Genomic DNA, 19,751 nt, shown 5'->3' with positions numbered 1-19,751 from the left:
CGGCGGGACACCCCACGCGCGAACGGTCGTCAGACCCGGAGGATGCGCCCACGTCGATTACCTGACGTAGTCATGTTGAAGATATTGCCTGGTCGCGTTGCTACTTAGCGTGAGCACGTAATGCGTGGCCACGGACAGGAGAGCGACATGCGTGATCAGAAGGATTCCCGGCGGTTCGGCGCCCGTGCCGGCGGGCTCGTGCTCGGTCTTGCGGTGGCCGGTGCCGTCGTCGTCCCGGCGAGCCCGGCGTCCGCCGCGGTGCCCGGCCTGGTGCGGATCGCCGCCACCAGCGCCAGCACCTCGAACGACTTCCAGGCCGTCACGGCGACGTGCCCGGCGGGGAAGGTGCTGACCGGGGCGGGCTACGTGCTGAACGGCGCGACCGGTGAGGCGGTGGTCGACGACTTCCGGCCCAACGGCGGTCCGGCAACCGCACCGACCGCCGTCACGGTCGGCGCGTACGAGGCGGAGGCGTTCGCCGGGAACTGGTCGGTGACGGCGTACGCCGTCTGCGCGAACCCGCTCGCCGGCCTGGTGCGGGTCTCCGTGACGGGGGCCAGCGCGTCGAGCGACTTCCAGAGCACCACCGCGACGTGTCCGGCCGGAAAGGTGTTGACCGGCACGGGGTTCGAGCTGAACGGGGCGACCGGTGAGGGAGTGGTCGACGACTTCCGGCCCAACGGCGGTCCGGCAACCGCACCGACCGCCGTCACGGTCGGCGCGTACGAGGCGGAGGCGTTCGCCGGGAACTGGTCGGTGACGGCGTACGCCATCTGCGCCAACCCGCTCGCCGGCCTGGTGCGGGCCACCGCGACCAGTGCCGTCACCTCCGACGACTTCCAGAGCATCACCACGGCGTGTCCGGCCGGGAAGGTGCTGACCGGCGCCGGGTTCGAGCTGAACGGGGCGACCGGTGAGGCGGTGGTCGACGACTTCCGGCCCAACGGCGGTCCGGCGGCCGCGCCGTCGACCGTGAACGTCGGCGCGTACGAGGAGGACGCCTTCGCCGGCACCTGGAGCAGCACCTCGTTCGGTATCTGCGCCACGGCGTAGTCGTGCCCGGCGTCCGGTGGACCCCGCCCGCTCGCCCCGGGTGGGTCCACCGGACACCGGCGTCGGCCCGTGGTTGGATGGCGGAGTGCAGTTCACCGTGACAGACGTGCCGGAGCGGGAGCGTTTCGAGGCGCGGGCGGAGACCGGGTCGCTGGCCGGCGTGGTCACCTACCAGCTGACCGGCAGTGTCATCGTCTACACGCACACGGAGGTCGCTGCGGAGTTCGAGGGTCACGGGGTCGGCTCGACCCTGGCCCGTGCCGTGATGGACGACGCCCGGGCCCGCCGGCGCACCGTGGTGCCGATCTGCCCGTTCCTCGGCGAATGGTTGGGCAGGCATCCCGAGTACGACGCCATCGTGGCCCGGTCGACGCGCAAGGTGAAATAGCGCGGGCGGGCTGTGCGACGAGGCAGGGGAACCCCGCGCTGGCTGGAGGCGGCGGCAGCAGTCGTCGTCGCCGTGACGGCGGTCCCGGCCCCGGCCGGCGCGACCCCGTCGCCCACGCCGGTCACCGCGGCGCCGGTGTGCGAGGTGCGGGGTGGCCCGCTGACCGAGATCTCCGGAATGGTCGCCACGGACGACGGGTTCGTCGTGGTCAACGACGGCGTGGACGATGAGGACGGTCGCCGGATCTTCTTCCTGGACTCCGGGTGTTCCGTCGTGCGGACGGTGCCGTACCCCTCGCCACCACGGGACACCGAGGATCTCGCCGTCGGCGCCGACGGTACGGTCTGGGTGGCGGACATCGGCGACAACGGCCGCTCCCGCAAGACGATCGCGGTATGGAAGCTGCCGCCGGGCGCCGGACGACCGGTGTTGTACCGCATGACCTATCCGGACGGTCCGCACGACGCCGAGGCGTTGCTCCTGACCGGTGACGGCCGGCCGCTCATCGTCACCAAGTACTCGGCCGCCCTGTACGCCCCGACCGCCGCCCTGCGATCCCGCACCACGGTGCCCCTGGCGATGGTGGGACAGGTACGCCTCCCGGCCACCACGACCAGCAACCCGTTCTCCGGGATCGGCCGGACCGCGGTCACCGGCGCCGCCACCGCACCGGACGGACGCCGGGTGGTGCTGCGCACGTACGCCGACGCCTTCGAGTTCGACGTCGCCGACGGCGACGTGGTGGCAGCGCTGACCAGCGGAGTCCCGCGGGTCACCGCCCTGCCGGACGAGCCGCAGGGAGAGTCGATCACCTACAGTCGCGACGGCCGGTCCCTGCTCACCGTGTCCGAGACCGCCAATCAGCCGGCGGGCACGAGACCCGGCATCCTGCGCTACCCGCTCACCGCCGCCGCGCCGTCCACCGCACCGCAGGCCACGCCCGCGTCGGACGCTCCCGCCGCGGCCGGCGACATCGACCGCGGTGGCGTCCCGGTGCCGCTGGTGGTGGCCGGAGCGGCCGGGCTGGCGCTGGTCGTCGTCGGTCTGCTCGTCGTGACGCGGATCCGGCGGACCGGGTCCCGGTAGCCGCCCGACGGAGCACCCGCCCGGAGCTGGTCCGGTCGGCGCGCCCCGGGTCGACGTCAGTCGGCGAGGCGGATGCGTACCCGGCGGTTCTGCTTGCCCTTGCTCTCCACCTTGACGACCTGCAACCGTCCCACCTGGCCGATGGACGCGACGTGCGTGCCGCCGTCGGCCTGCACGTCGAGGCCCTCGATGTCGACGATGCGGACCTCCTGCTCGTCCGGCGGGATCAGATTGGTCTGGGTACGCACGATGTCGGGAATCGCCAGCGCCTCCTCCCGCGGAAGCACCCGGACGGACACCCGCCGGTCGGTCACCAGTTCCTTGTTGACCGCCTCCTCGAGCAGCGCCTTGAAGCCCTCCGGGACCTGCGGCAGGTTGAAGTCCATGCGGGCCTCGCCCGGCTCCATGTTGCCGCCGGTGACCAGCGCGCCGAAGTCGCGGAACACCACGCCGCAGAGGACGTGCAACCCGGAGTGCGTGCGCATCAGCATGGTCCGCCGATCGTCCTCGACCGCGCCCTGCACCTCCGTGCCGGCCGGCGGCACCGGGTCGCCCTCGGCGGGGATCAGGTAGAGGTCGTCACCCTTGTGGGTGCCCAGGATCCGGGTCTGCACCCCCTGCCACAGCAGTACGCCGTGGTCCGGCGGCTGCCCGCCGCCGCCCGGGTAGAAGGCGGACCGGTCCAGCACGATGCCGCGGTCGGGGTCGACGTGCACCACCCGGCACGTCCACTCGCGCAGCGACGGGTCGGTGAGATCGAGACGTTCCGTACGTCCATGGTGGGAGATGCCCATGAAGGCGCAGCGTACTACCGACCGTCGCTGCCGGTGACCCTATCCGCACCCGCTCTCGGCCCAGTAGGCCGTACGCTATCGCGCCTGATCCCGCCGTTCGGGCCGGCCCTCGCCCGGCTGCCGGTCCTGGTCGGCGCCGACGATCGCGCTGAGGCCGAGGGCGTAGAAGTCGGCGGGGACACCCTCCGGGTCGATGAGGTGCTGGAGACCGACGCCGATCTCCAGCGCCAGCATCAGGGTCGCCAGGTGCTCGGCCGGCATCGGCAGGTCGCCACCGGTCTGTTCGGTGATCTCCTTGGCGTTGGTCTCGCGCACGGTGCGCAGCCACCCCGCCACGGCGTCACCGGCCGCCGGGGTCCGCATGCTGTACAGCCAGAACTCGACGAACGCCATGGCGAACCTGCGCATCTCCGGCAGGGAGATGTTGGAGCCGTAGCTGTCGCCGAGTTGGCGGAGCCAACCGTCGACGGAGACACCGTCGCCGGTGGCGGGAGCGTGATCGTCGGCATTGCGGCGCTGGAGGATCGCCGCCAGCAGGCCGTTCTTCCCGTCGAAGTTGGCGTAGATCGCGCCCTTGGTCAGCCCTGCCTCGGCGGCTATCTCGTCGAGCGAGGTCTGGTGGATCCCCCGTTCGGCGAACAGTGCCTCCGCCGCCGCGAGCAGGCGCTGGCGGGTGCGCTGCTGTTGTTGCGCCCGGGTCAGTCGCTCGCCCATGCCGCGATCCTTTCACACCGCATGCTTGACATCCCATACAGTATCCAGATACTCGACGGTATACAGATACCAGGCGGTATCCGGAGGGGTTCTCATGGTGCTCCAGATCGACGGCCTTACCAAGATCTACCGAGGAGAGGTGCGCGCCAATGACGATCTGTCGCTGGTAGTAAGCGAGGGGGAGGTGCTCGGTCTGCTCGGGCACAACGGAGCGGGCAAGACCACGCTCCTCAACCAGGTCGCCGGCCTGGTCCGGCCCACCAGCGGCACCATCACGCTGGACGGCCGCGACGCGGTCGCCGACCCGGCGTTCGCGCGACGGGTCTGTTCGCTGCAGCTTCAGGCCCAGGCGCCGCTGACCGGGGTCACGCCCCGACAGGCGATCGAGATGCTCGGCCGGATCCGCGGTGGCGGTCGTCAGCGGGTGCGGCAGCGCACCGACCAACTGCTGGCGGCCCTCGACATCGGGGAATGGGCGAACGTGCCGGGTGAGCGGCTGTCCGGCGGCATCCGCCGGCTGACCGCCTTCTGCATGGCGGTGGTCGAGCCCGGTCGCCTGGTGATGCTCGACGAGCCCACCAACGACGTCGACCCGGTGCGCCGACGGTTGATGTGGCAGCAGGTCCGGCAGCTCGCCGCCGACGGCTGCGCGGTCGTCCTCGTCACCCACAACGTGGCCGAGGCCGAACGCAGCGTCGACCGCATCATCGTGCTCGACCACGGTCGTGCCGCGGCCACCGGAACGCCCGCGGAGCTGCGCCTCCGCGCCTCCGGCGACCTGCGGCTGGACCTGACGCTGGCGGCGGGCCTGGCGCCACCCGAACCACCCTCCTGGGCGAGTCCCACGACCGTGACCGGGAACCGCATGGTGGTTCCCGTCGCCACGGCGGAGGCCCAGCAGGCGGTCGACTGGGCGCAACAGCTGCTCGCCACCGAGGCGATCGTCCAGTTCGCCCTCAACCCCATCAGTCTCGAAGACGTCTACGTCGGCCTGACGAGCACCGCCGAGGAGGACCACGATGCGTCAGTGGCTGCGTAGCTACCTGCTGCTCCTGCGGTGGAGCACCATCCGCCTCAAGTTCATGCTGCCGCTCATGCTGATCATCCAGACGATGCTGGCTGTCGGCATCGTGATCGGCTTCTCCTTCCTGCTGCCCACGATCGACAAGGACACGGCGCTCTACCTGTCGACGGGTGCGCCCACCCTGGGCCTGATCACCGTCGGCATGGTCCTCGCCCCCCAGATGATCGCCCAGGCCAAGACCGAGGGGACCTTCGAGTACAACCGCACGCTCCCCGTACCCCGGTCGGCGATCCTGGCCGCGGACGTCACCATCTGGCTGGTGACGTCGCTGCCCGGCCTGGTCCTGGCGCTGCTCACGGCGACGCTGCGGTTCGACCTCGACCTGGACGTCAGCCCTCTCGTCGTACCGGCGTTCCTGCTCGTCGCGCTGACCGCCACCGCGCTCGGCTACGCCGTCTCCTACGCCGTCCCGCCGGCGGTGGCCAGTCTGGTGTCCCAACTGGTCGTCTTCATCGCCCTGATGTTCGCCCCCATCAACTTCCCCGCCGACCGGCTGCCGGACTGGCTGCAGACCGTGCACCAGGGGCTGCCGTTCCAGTACATGGCCGAGGCCGTACGCGACACCCTCGCGACTCCCACGGACGGGATCAGCGCCACACCCTTCCTCGTCCTCACCGTCTGGTGCGTCGTCGGCCTGGCGGTCACGCTGCGGGTCATGACCCGCAGACTCTGAGCGCGTCGAGAAGGCTGCGACCCGGCCGGCGGCACGGGCCCCCGTGCCGCCGGCCGGTGTCCGGTGTCCGGTCAGAACAGCGTCGACTGCCCGACCGGCGTCGGATCGGGCAGCGGCTCTACCTCGGGCAGGCGCGCCCGGACCTCCCGGTGGAAGCTGCGGGCGAGGTCGGGCGCGTCCGCGTTGTCCGGGGTGTGCACGAAGACCGTGGGGGAGCGGCCCTCCCGCAGCCAGTCGGCCACCACGTCGAGCCACGGCTGCCAGCCCTCGACCGTCCGCGCGGGATCGTCGCGGCCCAGGTACCGGACGATCGGCCGGTCGGTCAGCGCGCGGGTCCGCAGCGGTGTACGCGGCTTCCTGGTCCACGCCTCCCGCTCGGCGTCGCTGGTCGGAGGGGTCCGGAAGAACGCGGTGGTGTCGAAGGGAACCCACTCCGCGTCGACCGTGCCGAGCGTCTCCTCCAGTGCCCGTAGGGCCCGGAGGTCGTCGAAGAAGGCGGGATGGCGCACCTCCACCGCGTACCGGTGGGTGGTGGGCAGCCCGCGCAGGAATCGGGCCAGCACCGGCACGTCGGTGGGGGCGAACGATCCCGGAAGCTGGATCCAGAGGGCGTGGGCACGAGGGCCCAGAGGTTCGATCGCGTCCAGGAAGGCCCGGAGGTCCTCCTCGGCGCCGGTCAGCCGGCGTTCGTGCGTGACGACCTTCGGCAGCTTGAGCACGAAGCGGAAGTCCGGATCGGTCTGCCGCGCCCACGACACCACCGTCTCCCGGGACGGGGTCGCGTAGAAGGTGGTGTTGCCCTCGACGGCGGTGCACCAGCCGGCATAGGCGCGCAACCGCTCGTGCGGCGGCAGCGGGTGCGCCAGGAAACGTCCCTGCCACGACCTGTGCGTCCACATCGCGCACCCCACGTGCAGGCGCATCCGCCCTCCCACCGCTCGACCGGCACGGGAGTGAGCCGCGCCGCCGGGTACGGTATCCCAGCGGTCGAGCGGACCCCGGGTCGCGTTCGGCTCTCGTGTCGTACCGCTAGTCACCCGCCACCGATTCACCCGCGGCGCGCCGCAGCGAGCGGTGTCGGGCGAGGTCCTCGCGGGCCGGCCCACCCGGCCGGAAGCGCTCGGGCCGCGCCGCCGGCTGCGCGGGAACCCGGGGCACCTCCCCGGTCTCCGTGACCAGGTCCTCGGTCTCCTGTACCAGGTAGTGCGGGCGGCGCTTGGTCTCGTAGTAGATCCGGCCGATGTACTCGCCGATCACGCCCAGGATCGTCATCTGGATGCCGCCGAGGCCGATCACGCTGATGATGGTCGTGGTGTAGCCGGGAACGTCGATCCCCCGGCTGATCGCGTCCTCGACCACCCAGGCCATGTAGACCACCGCGAGCAGGGTGAGGAACAGGCCGCCGTAGATCGCCAGCCGCAGCGGCCGGTTGTTGAACGACAGCAGCCCGTCGAACGCGTAGTTGAAGAGCTTGCCGAACGTCCACCGGCTCCGCCCCTCCTGTCGGCTCTCGTTGCGGTGCGCGACCACCACCGTCCGGAAGCCGATCCAGGAGAACAACCCCTTGGAGAACCGGTTGTACTCGGGCATCGCCAGGACCGCGTCCACGGCCAGTCGGGACAGCAGCCGGAAGTCACCCGCCCCGTCCAGCAGCCGTACGTCGATCCACCAGTTGACCACCCGGTAGAAGGACCGCGAGGCCACCATCCGCAGGAAACGGTCCCCACGGCGGTCCCGGCGGGCGATCACCTGGTCGAAACCCTGCCGGTACAACGCCACCATCTCGGGCAGCAACCGCGGCGGATGCTGGAGGTCGGCGTCCATGATGATGACGGCGTCCCCGACGGCCCGCTCCAGGCCGGCCAGCATCGCCGCCTCCTTGCCGAAGTTCCGGCTCAGCGACGTGTACCGCACGCACGGGTCGGCGGCGGCGAGCCGACGCAGCGCCACGAGGGTGCCGTCCGCGCTGCCGTCGTCGACGTACACCACCTCGACGTCGACGTCGGACAGCTCCCCGGTCGCGGCGGTCACCGCCGCGTGCAGGCGTTCCACCGACGCTTCCTCGTTGAAGCAGGGCACCACCACCGACAGGAGCATGGTGCTCACCCCGCCCGACCCGCGCCGCGGCACCCCGCGCGCGCCGGGTCACAGGCGATAGACCAGCACACCATCGATCTCCTCCCGGGTGATGCCCAGACCGTCGACCGGCCGGGCCGCGATGCCCTCCCACGGCGTCCCGGCGGCCCAGCCCGGCAGGGCGACCACCGACCGCACGCCGATGCTCCGCAGGTACGCTACGCTGCCCGGATCCGGGAAGGCGGCGGTCGCGGCCTTGGTCTGCGCCTGGGTGGCGGGCTCGAACCCGGCCAGCCCGTTCGTCACCCGGGGGAACCCGTCGGTCGTCCACAACATGAAGATCAGGTCGTACGCGCCGCCGGTGGCGGGCAGCACCACCATCGGCTCCTCGGCCGCACGCATCGCGGCCGGCGGTGGCGGCACCACCGGATGCGCCGTCCGGTTGACGCCCTCCAGTGTGACCAGGGCCAACGGCAGCAGGAGGACCACCGGCACCAGGAACCGCAGCCGGCCCCGGGTCGACCACCGCCGTACCGCCTCGGCGAACACCGTCACCGTCCCCGCCGCCAGCACCGCCAGCAGCAGGCTGGTCCAGTGCATCATCCGGCCCGGCGTCCGCAACGCGTCCCAGCCCGGCAGGTGCCTGGACAGCGTCAGGTAGCCCGGATCTCCGTCGCCACCGAGGGTGGCGCCGAGGCCCAGCAGCACCGTGACCAGTACGGCGACTCCCAACGCGACGCGGTGCCGGAGCCGGTACACCGAGACGACGAGCCCCGTGACGCCCAACCAGAGCAGGGTCATCCCGGGCAGCAACGCCATCTCCGGTGGCCAGGACAACTGCTCCCGGGCCGCCGCGTGCCGCTCGCCCCACAACCAGGAGTCGGCCGGAGCGGTGATGAAGCCGATCAGCGGCGGCGACAGGCTCTCCGTCCACGCCAGCGACCGCTCGGCCTGGGGGTTAAGGTCGACGACCCGCAGGTAGACCAGGCCCAGCAGCAGCGTCACCGCGCCGAAGACCGCCCCGCCGGCGAGATCCGCGGCCAGCAGCCGCCGCCCGAAGGGGGGTCGTTCCCGTCGCCGCCACCACGCCAGGCCGTACCCGCCGAGCCCGACCAGGACCGTGCCGAGCAGGACGTACACCAGCGGCAGCCCGATGCCGAAGCCCAGGCTGATCTGCCAGGCGGCGACCAGCCACCCGGCCAGCGCCCAGCCCGGCCGCCGGCGCTCCGGGCGGTACCCGTGCCGCAACGACCAGCCGTGACCGCGCGCCAGCATCGCCAGGCACAGCGCGATCCCACCGCTGGACAGGATGTTCAGGTGACCGGCGTGCGCCAGGCGCCACGGCGCGTACGCCCACGCGACCCCGGCGACCACTCCACCCCACCGGCCCGCCCCGAGCTGCCGGACCAGCGCGTACGCCCCGACGAACGCCAGCGCGTGCACCAGCACGTACATCACGTTGTACCGGACCAGGGCGGCCTCGAAGCCCGAGCCCAGCATTCCCGCCGGGGCGTACCCGAGGAGGGTGTCGCTGTAGGCGTACGTGTACGTCTCGGGATGGAACGTGTTGGAGTTCCAGAGGCCGAACGGGTTGCTCAGCAGGGCGTGCCCGGCCCAGGCCATCTGCCACGCCTGCAGCGTCGGATCACCGATGTCGCCGGGAACGGTGGTGGCCGGGTGTCGCATCGTCGGCCAGGTGAGCACCACCGCCAGCAGCAGTCCACCGAGCACCGCCGTCGTCCACTCGTGCCGCAGCCAGCGCCATCGGTTCCGCCGGCCGCGGTCCCGGGGACCGGGATCCCGGTCGTGGTCGGCGACTTCGGCAGGTGGCAGGGCGTTCGTGGACCCGGAGGACATGGAGATAGAGGATTCACGATGTGAACCGCCGTGTCGATCCCGGTCCGGGATGTGGGCGCGTACGCGAACCACGCGGCTCGGTGTACTCGCGTCGGACGACGGCCGGGATCTCGCGGCTCGCGGCGGTCGGCGCCGGGGGCGCCGGTCGGCCGGGCCGACCGGTGAATGGCCGTTTCCGCGGCCTCAAGAAGATCGACTGCGGTCGCCCCGGTATTCGAACGCCGACTCGACCCCCTCCGGATCGGTGACGGTTCGCAGATGGTCGACCACCTTCTGTGTGCGCTGACCGGCACTCCTACTCACCTGGTCGGAGATGCCGGGTAGCCGGTCGGGCGGCTCCGCTGCTCACCCGGGATCGTGTCGATCGAGGGTGGATCGACCCGTTCCAGATCGCGGTGACCATGGCGCGGCCGGCGTCGGCGGGGCGAGGCTCGCCGACCCCTCTGGTCGGTGCGGCCGGGCGGCGCACATGTCCGGCCCGAAAAGAGGTGGAGCAATGTGTTCGGCGGGCGGTCGGCGGATTGCGAAAACACTCATTCCGATAGGATGAATGGTCAGCGTCGCATTCGGTCGTCCTGCTAATCTTCGTCCCTTTGTGCCGATGGTGTGGGAGCTTCCGGCGGTGTTCGCCTTTCTGGCATGACTGTCACGGTGGGTAATTGATCGTGATATCCCGTCATTGCCTGGCAAGTCGTGGCGAACTGGACCTCATGTCGTCCTGACGACACAAGTCGTTAATATTGCCACCGCCCATACCGCACTCCTGAACGAACCCTAAGCTGGGGAAACGGTCGCGTTTTGGATGGCCGGCCGGCAATGGGGCTTCCGAACCCGGCAATACCCATTAACAGATCGACGTCGGTGGTGACAGATCCGCGACAGTCGGCTCGCTGACCTGCTCCTCGGTGGCCTCACCCGGTGCTCTGCCCTGTCCGGCGGGGTCGGCCGCCACGCCGGCCATGGGCTGGGCACGCAGGTGTTTGAGCTGCGGATCCCGATCGAGGGGCGCGATCGGGCCCGCCCACCTGCCGAGGTGGGGCGGCGCCGATGGTGACGGCGCGGAGAGGCCTTGACACGCTACGTGGTGGGTGATTTTCTGTGCCTCGCTCGCGTTCACATTCACGGGCGATGGCGAGGTCGTCACTTTCTGGGGGGTGCGACATGGGTCGCAGGGTGCGCGTGGAAATGTCCTGGACATCGACCGACACGCGCTGGTAAAGGGATGTGACGGATCGTCAGATAGCCGATTCTTGTGTGGGCGCGTCACATGAGCGCCCTACGATGGTCGCGGGGCCAGGGGGCGTGTCGAGACCGCGTCCGATCCCGCCACAGCTTCAGTGAAGTTTCCGCAACGACAGTTACCGACGCCCGACCTGGGGGGACGCGCGTCCCGGTTTCCGGCTCCGGCAGGACCGCCGACTTCGGTGGTCGCTGCCCGGCCGCGTGCCGGTTGAGTGGTCTTCCCGTCGCGCTGCAACCAGGCGAAGAGTGAGGAAGACGTGAACATTCTCGACAACCCCGACGGCCGTTTCTTCGTGGTGGTGAACGACGAGGGCCAGCACTCGTTGTGGCCGGATTCGCTGAGCGTGCCGGCCGGGTGGACGGTCACCCACGGCCCCGCCGACCGCGCGTCCTGTCTGGACCACGTCACCGCCACCTGGACGGACATGCGGCCGCTGAGCCTCGTCACCCACCTGGAGAGCGCCGGTCAGGAGGCCACCCGATGACCTCCGGGGTGGGTGCCGACCGGTCGGCGGCGCCGGACACGGCGAAGGTGCCGGCCGCCCGGTCGCGGCTGGAGTCGATGTCCCCCGCGAAGCGTGCCCTGTTCGAGAAGCGGCTCGGCGCCCGCCGGACGGCCGGGCCCACCGACGCCATCGTCCCGATCCCGCGTACCGAGGACCTGCCGGTCTCCTCGGCGCAGCGACGGCTCTGGTTCATGGACCAGCTCACCCCGGGCACGGTGATGTTCAACGTGCCCACCGCCCTGTGTCTCACCGGCCCGGTGCGGCTCGACGTGCTCACCGACGCGGTGCGCTCCCTCTTCGGCCGGCACGAGGCCCTGCGCACGGTGTTCACCTCCCACGAGGGCACCCCGCGGCAGCGGCTCCTGCCCGGCATCGAGGTCGACCTCACGCCCCGGCCCGTGCCCGCCGGTGACGACACCGCCCTGACCGCGGCCCTGCACGAGGAGGCGACCCGCCCGTTCTCGCTCGCCGACGGGCCGCTGGCCCGCGCGGCGCTGTTCCGCCGCACTCCCGAGGAGCACGTGCTCCTGCTGACCCTGCACCACAGCGTCTGCGACGGCTGGTCGGTCAGCATCCTCGTCGACGAACTCCTGGAGTCGTACCGCGCCGGTGCGGAGGGCCGCCGGCCCGACCTGGCGCCGCTCACGGTCCAGTACGCCGACTACGCCGCCTGGGAGACCCGACCGGAGCGCGGTGCCGACCTCGCCGCCGGCCTCGACTACTGGAAGCGCGCCCTCGGCGGTGCCGTGCCGGTGATCGACCTGCCGCTGGACCGCCCCCGGCCCGCCGCGCAGACCTTCCGGGGTGCGCGGCACCGCTTCGCCCTGCCGGACGGGATCTGGTCGGCCGTGGGGCGCATCGCCCGGGAGGAACGGGCCACCCCGTTCATGGTCCTGCTCGCCGGCTTCGCGGCGCTGATGTCGCGGTACGCGGCCCAGGACGAGGTCTCCGTCGTCACCCCGGTGGCCAACCGGCCCCGGGTCGAGCTGGAGTCGATGGTCGGCTTCTTCGTCAACTCGATCGTCCTGCGGGTGGACACCTCCGGCGCGCCGACCTTCCGGGAGCTGGTCGGGCGGGTCCGTGACCTCGCGCAGGAGGGGATGGCGCACGGCGAGGTCCCCTTCGACAGCGTGGTGGAGGCGGTCGACCCGGAGCGCAGCCTCGCCCACACGCCACTGGCGCAGGTGATGTTCGCGCTGGTGGAGGACCAGGCGCTGGAGGTGGACGTGGCCGGCGTGCGGGTGACCGCCCTCGACCACCACCTCCCGATCAGCAAGTACGACCTGACCGTCGAGGTGTGGCCGGACGTCGGTGGCCGCCTGCAGGGCGTGGCGGAGTACGCCACCGACATCCTCGACGAGGCCACCGTGGCCCGGACGGCCACCCACCTCGGCACCCTGCTCACCAGCCTGACCGAGGCGCCGGACGCGCCGGTCGGCCTCGCCCGGCTCCTCTCCGACGACGAGCGGCACGCCACCGTCGTGGACTGGAACCGCACCGAGGACCCGCTCCTCGGCGACGTCCGCGTACACGAGCTGTTCGCCCGGCAGGCCGCTCGTACGCCGGACGCTCCCGCCCTGGTGACCGGCGCCGGCACGACGACCTTCGCCGAACTGGACCGGCGGTCCGACGCGCTCGCCGCCCGCCTGCGCCGCCACGGCGTCGGCCCGGAGACCCGGGTCGGTGTCTTCCTGGACCGGGGCGTCGACCTCGTCACGACCGTGCTCGCCACGTTGAAGGCCGGCGGCGCGTACGTGCCGCTGGACGTCGCCGAGCCGGCGCACCGGGTGGGGTTCATGCTGACCGACGCCGAGGCGCGGGTGGTCGTGACCAGCGGCGCCCGCGTGGCGACGCTGCCCGCGACCGGTGCACGGGTGCTGCTCGCCGACGACACCGGCATCGACGCCGACACCGGCGACCCCGCCGGTGACCTGCCGCCCGTGGTGCGTCCGCACCCCGAGAGCGCCTGCTACGTCATCTACACCTCGGGGTCGACCGGGCGGCCCAAGGGCGTCGTGGTGACCCACGGCGGGCTGACCAACTACCTGGCCTGGGCGCTCCGGACGTACCGGGTCGCCGACGGCGGCGGCGCACCCCTGGTCTCGCCGCTGCGGTTCGACCTGTCGGTGACGACGCTGTTCTGCCCGCTGCTGGCCGGTCGGCCGGTGCTGCTCGTCGCCGACGGCTCCGAACTGGAGACCCTGACCGGGCTGCTCGGCGCCGACCTCGACCTCGGGCTGGTCAAGCTCACCCCGGCCCACCTGGAGGCGCTGGACCGGGCGATCCCGCCCGCCACCATCGAGGCGGACGGGTACCTAATCGTCGGCGGCGAGTCGCTGCACGGCGCCACGGTCGCCGCCTGGCGCCGCCGGGCGCCGGGCCTGCGGGTGGTCAACGAGTACGGTCCGACCGAGACCGTGGTCGGCTGCTGCGTGTACGAGGTCGACGACCACACCGATCTGTCCGGTGTGGTGCCGATCGGCCGGCCGATCGCGAACACCCGCCTCTACGTGCTCGACGGGAACCTGTCGCCGGTGCCGCCCGGCACGGTGGGGGAGCTGTACGTGGCCGGCGCGGGCGTGGCCCGCGGCTACCACGGCCGACCCGACCTGACCGCCGGGCGGTTCCTGCCCGACCCGTTCGCCCCGACGCCCGGTGGGCGCATGTACCGCACCGGGGACCTCGTCCGGATGCGGTCCGACGGCGAGCTGGACTGCCTCGGCCGGATCGACACCCAGGTCAAGATCCGCGGTTACCGGGTCGAGCTGGAGGAGATCGAGGCCGCGCTGACCCGCCTGCCGCAGGTCCGGGAGGCGGTCGTGCTGGTGCGCACCGATCTGCCCGGCGAAGGACGGCTCGTCGGTTACGTCACCGCCGCCGACCGGACCGGGTCCACCGGAGACGACCTGCGTGCCGCGCTGCGCGGGGAACTGCCCGAGTACATGGTGCCGGACGTCGTGGTCACGCTGGACGCGCTGCCGTTGGCGGCCAACGGCAAGGTGGACCGGCGTGCCCTGCCGGCACCGGCTCCGGAGGAGCCGGCGCCCACCCTGGTCGCGCCGGCGAGTCCGCTGGAGACGGTCATCGCCCAGGTCTGGGCCGACGTCCTCGGGGTGCCGGTCGCGTCCGTCGGCCGCGACTCGAACTTCCTGGAGCTCGGTGGCCACTCCCTGCTCGCCGTGCGGGCGATGGCCCGACTGCGCAGGACGCTCGACATCGACCTGCCGCTGCCGGTGTTCCTGGAGGCCACGTCGCTGGCCGACCTGGCGGCCCGGATCGAGGCGCTCGGCGGCCGGGCCCCCCGGCCGGGCCTGGTCTCCGTCCCGCGTACCGGGCCGGTGCCGCTGTCGTACGCGCAGGGGCGGCTGTACTTCCTCAACCGGCTCGCCGAGGACAGCGCCTTCTACAACGTGCCGATCGCGCTGCGCTTCGACGGCGACCTGCGGGCGGACGCGCTCCGCGAGGCGTTCGCCGCACTGTGGGCCCGGCACGAGGGGCTGCGGACCCGCTTCCCGTCGGTGGACGGCGAGCCGGTGCAGGAGATCCTGCCGGTAAAGGCCCTGGCGTACGCCGAGGTGGACGTCTCCGGCGACGCGGACCCGCAGGGGCGGCTCGACACGTTGTTCGACACCGAGACGCGGACCCCGTTCGACCTGGCCCGCGGCCCGCTGCTGCGCGGCACGCTGGTGCGGCTGCGTCCCGACGCGCACGTGCTGCTGATCACGCTGCACCACACCGTCTCCGACGGATGGTCGCTGAACATCCTCCTGGACGACCTGGTGACGCTCTACCGGGCGACCGCGGCGGGACAGCCGTCGCCCCTGCCGGCCCTGCCGTACACGTACGTGGACTACACGGTCTGGCAGCGGTCCTGGCTCACCGGGACCGAGCTGGACTCCCAGCTCGACTACTGGAAGCGGCAGCTGGCCGACGTACCGACCCTGGACCTGCCGACCGACCGGCCGCGCCCGCCGGTGCAGACCTACCGGGGCGCGCGCCACGACGTGCGCTGGTCGGCGGAGCTGTCCCGTGCGGTGGCGGAGCTGGCCCGCCGGGAGGGCGTCTCCCTGTTCATGGCGCTGCTCGCCGGGTTTGACGTCGTCATGGCCCGGCTCAGTGGCCAGCGGGACGTCACCGTCGGCACGCCCATCGCCAACCGCACCCTCACGGAGCTGGAGAACCTGGTCGGCTTCTTCGCCAACACCCTGGCGCTGCGGGTGGACCTGTCCGGCGACCCCACCTTCCGCGAGGTGCTGGGGCGGGTCCGCACCGCCGCGCACGGCGCGTACGCACACCAGGACGTTCCCTTCGAGCTGGTCGTCGACGCGGTCGCACCCACCCGCAGCCTCAGCCACTCGCCCCTGTTCCAGGTGCGCTTCGCACTCCAGAACGCCCCGGGCGGCATGCCCGACCCGGGCCCCGGTCTCACCCTCACCTCGATCGACAACGAGCAGTGCACCGCCCGCTTCGACCTGCTGGTCGACCTGTGGGAGACCGAGGACGGCATCGAGGGGCACGCCGAGTACAGCACCGACCTCTTCGACGCCGCCACGGTCGAGGCGATGATGAGCCGGCTGGAGGTCCTCCTGGACCGCCTGGTGCGGGACCCGGAGCAGCGCGTCTTCGACGTCGACGTCCTCCTGCCCGGCGAGCGGGAGCGCATCGACGCGCTCGCCCACGGCCCGGCGCTGCCCGCCGACGCCGTGGAGCGCACGCTGACCCGGCGTGTGGCGGAGCACGCCGCCCGGCGGCCCGACGCCCGGGCGGTCACCGGTGGCGGGACGACCCTCACCTACGGCGAGCTGGACCGGCGCGCCGGCGACCTCGCCCGGGTGCTGGCCGCGCGTGGCGTGGGCCCGGAGACCACGGTCGCCCTGCACCTCGACCGTGGCGTCGACGTGGTCGTGGCGGCGCTCGCCGTGCTGGAGGCAGGCGGGGCGTACGTGCCGCTCGACCCCGCGTACCCGGCGGAGCGGCTGGCCGCGATCGTGGCGGACGCCCGACCGGTGCTCACCCTCACCACGCGGGCCCTGGCCGGCAGCACCCCGCAGGGGTCCGGCGAGGTGGTGCGGATCGAGGACGCGCCCACGCCGACGGGGGAGCGGCCGACGCCCGCGCTGCGGCCGGAACACCCGGCGTACGTGGTCTACACCTCCGGCACCAAGGGGCTGCCGAAGGGCGTGGTGGTCACCCACGGCGGTCTGGCCGCGTACCTGGACGCGCTGCCGGCCGTGCTGGCCCTGCCCGAGGAGCCGGTCCTGCTGCACACCGCGTCGTTCGCGTTCTCCTCCTCGGTGCGGCAGTTCGCCGTGCCGCTGGCCCTCGGCGGTCAGGTGGTCGTGGCCGGACGCGAGCACCTCGCCGACCCGGCGTCGCTGCTCGCGTACGCCGCCGCGCACCGGGTGCAGGTGCTCGACCTGGTGCCCTCGTACCTGCGGGTGGTCCAGCCGGTCCTGGCCCGCCAGGACGGATGGCGCCCCACGGTGGTGCTCACCGCCAGCGAGCCGCTGCGGTACGACCTGCCGGAGGCGATCCGTAGCGCACCGGGGGAGACGCCCCGGCTGGTCAACATGTACGGCCAGACCGAGACCACCGGCATCGTGGCCGCCGCCGAGGTCGGCGCGGACCGGGAGGGCCGCCGCGCGGTGGTGCCGCTCGGCCGGCCGATCCCCGGGGCCCGGCTGTACGTGCTGGACGAGGAGCTGCGGCAGGTGCCGACCGGTCAGCCGGGTGAGATCGTCGTCGGTGGCACCGGCCTCGGCCGCGGTTACCTCAACGACCCGGCCCTGACCGCCGAACGGTTCGTGGCCAACCCGTTCGGGCCGCCCGGGAGCCGGCTCTACCGCACCGGCGACCGGGGGCGGTTCCTGCCCGGCGGCACGGTCGAGTTCCTCGGACGCATCGGTGACCAGGTCAAGATCCGGGGGCACCGGGTCGAGCCGGACGAGGTCGGATCGGTGCTGTCCGCCCTGGACGGTGTGAGCGAGTGCGTGGTGCTCTGCGACGACGACGGCGCGGACGACCGGCGTCTCGTCGGGTACGTTTCGCCCCGGCCGGGAGCCGACCTGTCGACGGACGGCCTGCGCGCCGCGCTGCGGGAGAAGCTGCCGGACTACATGGTGCCGATGGTCGTCCTCGTCGACGGCCTGCCCCGGCTGCCCAACGGCAAGATTGACCGCGCCGCGCTGACGGTCGGAGCCGGTGTCGTCGCCGGCACCGGCACCGGTGCCGGCGACGACACCGGCACCCCGCAGGGCCGGGTGGAGGAGTTGCTGGCCGGCGTCTGGCGGGACGTGCTGCGGCTGCCCTCGGTCGGTACGCACGACGACTTCTTCGCCCTCGGTGGGGATTCGCTGCACGTGATCCGGGTGGTGGACCGGGCGCGCAAGGCGGGTGTGGTGGTCACGCCGGCGCAGTTCATCGCGCACCCGACCATCGCCGGCCTCGCGTCGGTTGCCACCGACCTCCGGACGCCCCGCAACCCGGTGGAGGAGATCCTCGCCGGCATCTGGCGGGAGGTGCTGCGGCTGCCGTCGGTGGGTACGCGCGACGACTTCTTCGCCCTCGGTGGGGATTCGCTGCACGTGATCCGGGTGGTGGACCGGGCGCGCAAGGCGGGTGTGGTGGTCACGCCGGCGCAGTTCATCGCGCACCCGACCATCGCCGGCCTCGCGTCGGTTGCCACCGACCTCCGGACGCCCCGCAACCCGGTGGAGGAGATCCTCGCCGGCATCTGGCGGGAGGTGCTGCGGCTGCCGTCGGTGGGTACGCGCGACGACTTCTTCGCCCTCGGTGGGGATTCGCTGCACGTGATCCGGGTGGTGGACCGGGCGCGCAAGGCGGGTGTGGTGGTCACGCCGGCGCAGTTCATCGCGCACCCGACCATCGCCGGCCTCGCGTCGGTGGCCACCACCACGGGGACGGCCTCCGGAGGTGAGCGCCTCGAGGACGGCGGCGTGGTGCCGCCGGTGCCCTCGCACCTCGCCTTCCACGAGCGGAACTTCGCCGACCCGCACGTCTACACGCACATCTTCATGTTCGAGACGGTCCGGCCGCTGGACGCGACGCTCGTGGAGCGGGCGGTGGCGAGCGTGGTGGCGCACCACGACTCGCTGCGGATCAGCCTCCCGACCGACGGCGGCCGGCTGACCGTCCGGGTCAACGAGCCGTACCAGCCCACACCGTTCACCTCCGTGGATCTCTCCGCGCTCGACCCGGCGGACCAGGAGGTCGCCTTCCAGCGGCTGGACCGCTCCCTGCACCGCAAGCTCGACGTCAACGCCGGCCCGCTGCTGCACGTCGCCCTCGTGCGGTTCGGCGTCCACCGCCCGGACCTGCTCATCGTGATCGTCCACCACCAGCTGATGGACAACAGCTCCTGGGACGTCCTGATGGAGGACCTGCAGACCGCGTACGCGGCCCTGGAGGGGGGTCGGGAGCCGCAGTTGCCGCCGCAGACGGCGTCGTTCGGCGCGTGGGCCCGCAACCTCGACGCGCTCGCGCGGTCGAGCGAGCTGGCGGAGGACATCGCGTACTGGACGGCGCTGGCGAAGGAGCCGGTCCCGCACTGGCCGCTGGACCACTCCGGCGGCGACGACTGCATGTCGTCGGAGGAGACCGTGGTCGTCGGCCTCGACGCCGAGGAAACGGCGGCCCTGCGTCGGCTCCTGCCGCGCGAGTACGGGCTGAGCGTCAACGACGGTCTGCTCGCGGCCACGCTCCAGGGCTTCACCGACTGGTCCGGCCAGGCGTCGATGCTTGTGGACCTGGTTGCGCGTGGCCGCGAGATGGGCGGGGACGACCTGGACCTGTCGCGCAGCATCGGTCGGTTCTCGATGACCTCGCCCCGGCTGGTGCACCGGCCGGAGAAGCCCGGCCCCCGGGCGCTGCTGGAATCGGTCCGCGAGCAGATCGAGGCCGTGCCCCGGCGCGGGCTCGGGTTCGGCCTGCTGCGCTACATCGACGCCCACCCGGGCGTGGCGGAGGCGCTTGCCCCGCTCGGCAAGCCGCCCATCCTGCTCAACAACTGGGGCGAGTTCGACCACGAGCCCGAGGAGTCGCCGCTGCTCGGGCCGCCCATCGAGGACGCGTGGCCGATGCCGCGACTGCAGCGGATGCACCGGCTCCAGGTCTTCGGCCGCTTCGCCGACGGCGAGCTGAGCCTGCACGTCAAGTACAGCCGCAACCTGAACGACCGCGAGAGCATCGCGCGCCTCGCGGACCTGATGCTCGCCGCCCTCCGGTCGTTCGTCCGACCGGACGCCGCCTGATCCCGACC

Annotated in this window: 12 protein-coding genes; 7 read left to right on the top strand and 5 right to left on the bottom strand. The window is 72.3% G+C overall.

The window, feature by feature from the left end; translation table 11 throughout:
- Window positions 1–147: 147 nt before the first annotated feature.
- The 3 genes from ACTMSW_RS07820 to ACTMSW_RS07810 all read left to right on the top strand — a co-directional run bounded on the left by ACTMSW_RS07820 (window position 148) and on the right by ACTMSW_RS07810 (window position 2,527).
- Window positions 148–1,053, top strand: a complete 906-nt coding sequence (locus ACTMSW_RS07820; protein WP_441179826.1) for a hypothetical protein — start codon at window positions 148–150, stop codon at window positions 1,051–1,053.
- Between the two features lie 85 nt (window positions 1,054–1,138).
- Window positions 1,139–1,441 carry a GNAT family N-acetyltransferase gene (locus ACTMSW_RS07815; RefSeq protein WP_441179825.1) on the top strand — a complete coding sequence of 101 codons (303 nt, stop codon included), beginning with the start codon at window positions 1,139–1,141 and terminating at the stop codon, window positions 1,439–1,441.
- 12 nt (window positions 1,442–1,453) lie between these two features.
- On the top strand, window positions 1,454–2,527 hold the full coding sequence (locus tag ACTMSW_RS07810; RefSeq protein ID WP_441179824.1) for a hypothetical protein: 1,074 nt from the start codon (window positions 1,454–1,456) through the stop codon (window positions 2,525–2,527).
- Between the two features lie 56 nt (window positions 2,528–2,583).
- On the opposite strand, the gene ACTMSW_RS07805 is transcribed toward ACTMSW_RS07810, so the two are convergent.
- A complete protein-coding gene (locus ACTMSW_RS07805; RefSeq protein WP_441179823.1) occupies window positions 2,584–3,321 on the bottom strand; it encodes an alanyl-tRNA editing protein in 738 nt (245 codons plus the stop codon).
- A gap of 75 nt (window positions 3,322–3,396) precedes the next feature.
- Window positions 3,397–4,035, bottom strand: coding sequence for a TetR/AcrR family transcriptional regulator (locus tag ACTMSW_RS07800; RefSeq protein WP_441179822.1), 639 nt, complete (start codon window positions 4,033–4,035; stop codon window positions 3,397–3,399).
- 97 nt (window positions 4,036–4,132) lie between these two features.
- Here ACTMSW_RS07800 and ACTMSW_RS07795 point away from each other — a divergent pair, with 97 nt between their 5' ends.
- Both ACTMSW_RS07795 and ACTMSW_RS07790 read left to right on the top strand, forming a co-directional pair.
- Entirely contained in the window at window positions 4,133–5,074 is a 942-nt protein-coding gene (locus ACTMSW_RS07795) for an ABC transporter ATP-binding protein (protein WP_441180190.1), read from the top strand.
- Complete coding sequence (locus tag ACTMSW_RS07790; protein ID WP_441179821.1) at window positions 5,055–5,792, top strand: ABC transporter permease; 738 nt, start codon at window positions 5,055–5,057, stop codon at window positions 5,790–5,792. Before ACTMSW_RS07795 ends, ACTMSW_RS07790 begins: the two co-directional genes overlap by 20 nt.
- Before the next feature lie 71 nt (window positions 5,793–5,863).
- Here ACTMSW_RS07790 and ACTMSW_RS07785 read toward each other — a convergent pair whose 3' ends face one another.
- The 3 genes from ACTMSW_RS07785 to ACTMSW_RS07775 form a co-directional block, all read right to left on the bottom strand.
- Window positions 5,864–6,691 carry a DUF72 domain-containing protein gene (locus tag ACTMSW_RS07785; protein ID WP_441180189.1) on the bottom strand — a complete coding sequence of 276 codons (828 nt, stop codon included), beginning with the start codon at window positions 6,689–6,691 and terminating at the stop codon, window positions 5,864–5,866.
- A gap of 130 nt (window positions 6,692–6,821) precedes the next feature.
- A complete protein-coding gene (locus ACTMSW_RS07780) occupies window positions 6,822–7,898 on the bottom strand; it encodes a glycosyltransferase family 2 protein (protein ID WP_441179820.1) in 1,077 nt (358 codons plus the stop codon).
- Window positions 7,899–7,937: 39 nt separating this feature from the next.
- Entirely contained in the window at window positions 7,938–9,725 is a 1,788-nt protein-coding gene (locus ACTMSW_RS07775; protein WP_441179819.1) for a hypothetical protein, read from the bottom strand.
- 1,499 nt (window positions 9,726–11,224) lie between these two features.
- Between ACTMSW_RS07775 and ACTMSW_RS07770 the strand changes: the two genes are divergently transcribed.
- Together ACTMSW_RS07770 and ACTMSW_RS07765 are read left to right on the top strand one after the other, a co-directional pair.
- A complete protein-coding gene (locus tag ACTMSW_RS07770; RefSeq protein ID WP_441179818.1) occupies window positions 11,225–11,452 on the top strand; it encodes an MbtH family protein in 228 nt (75 codons plus the stop codon).
- Window positions 11,449–19,743 carry an amino acid adenylation domain-containing protein gene (locus ACTMSW_RS07765; RefSeq protein WP_441179817.1) on the top strand — a complete coding sequence of 2,765 codons (8,295 nt, stop codon included), beginning with the start codon at window positions 11,449–11,451 and terminating at the stop codon, window positions 19,741–19,743. The genes ACTMSW_RS07770 and ACTMSW_RS07765 overlap by 4 nt, the downstream gene beginning before the upstream one ends.
- The last annotated feature ends 8 nt before the right edge of the window (window positions 19,744–19,751 follow it).

The sequence above is a fragment of the Micromonospora sp. BQ11 genome (assembly GCF_052068135.1).
GTDB lineage: Bacteria > Actinomycetota > Actinomycetes > Mycobacteriales > Micromonosporaceae > Micromonospora.
The sequence above is the reverse complement of the archived record's forward strand: the minus strand, read 5'-3'. Positions and strand labels throughout refer to the sequence as shown.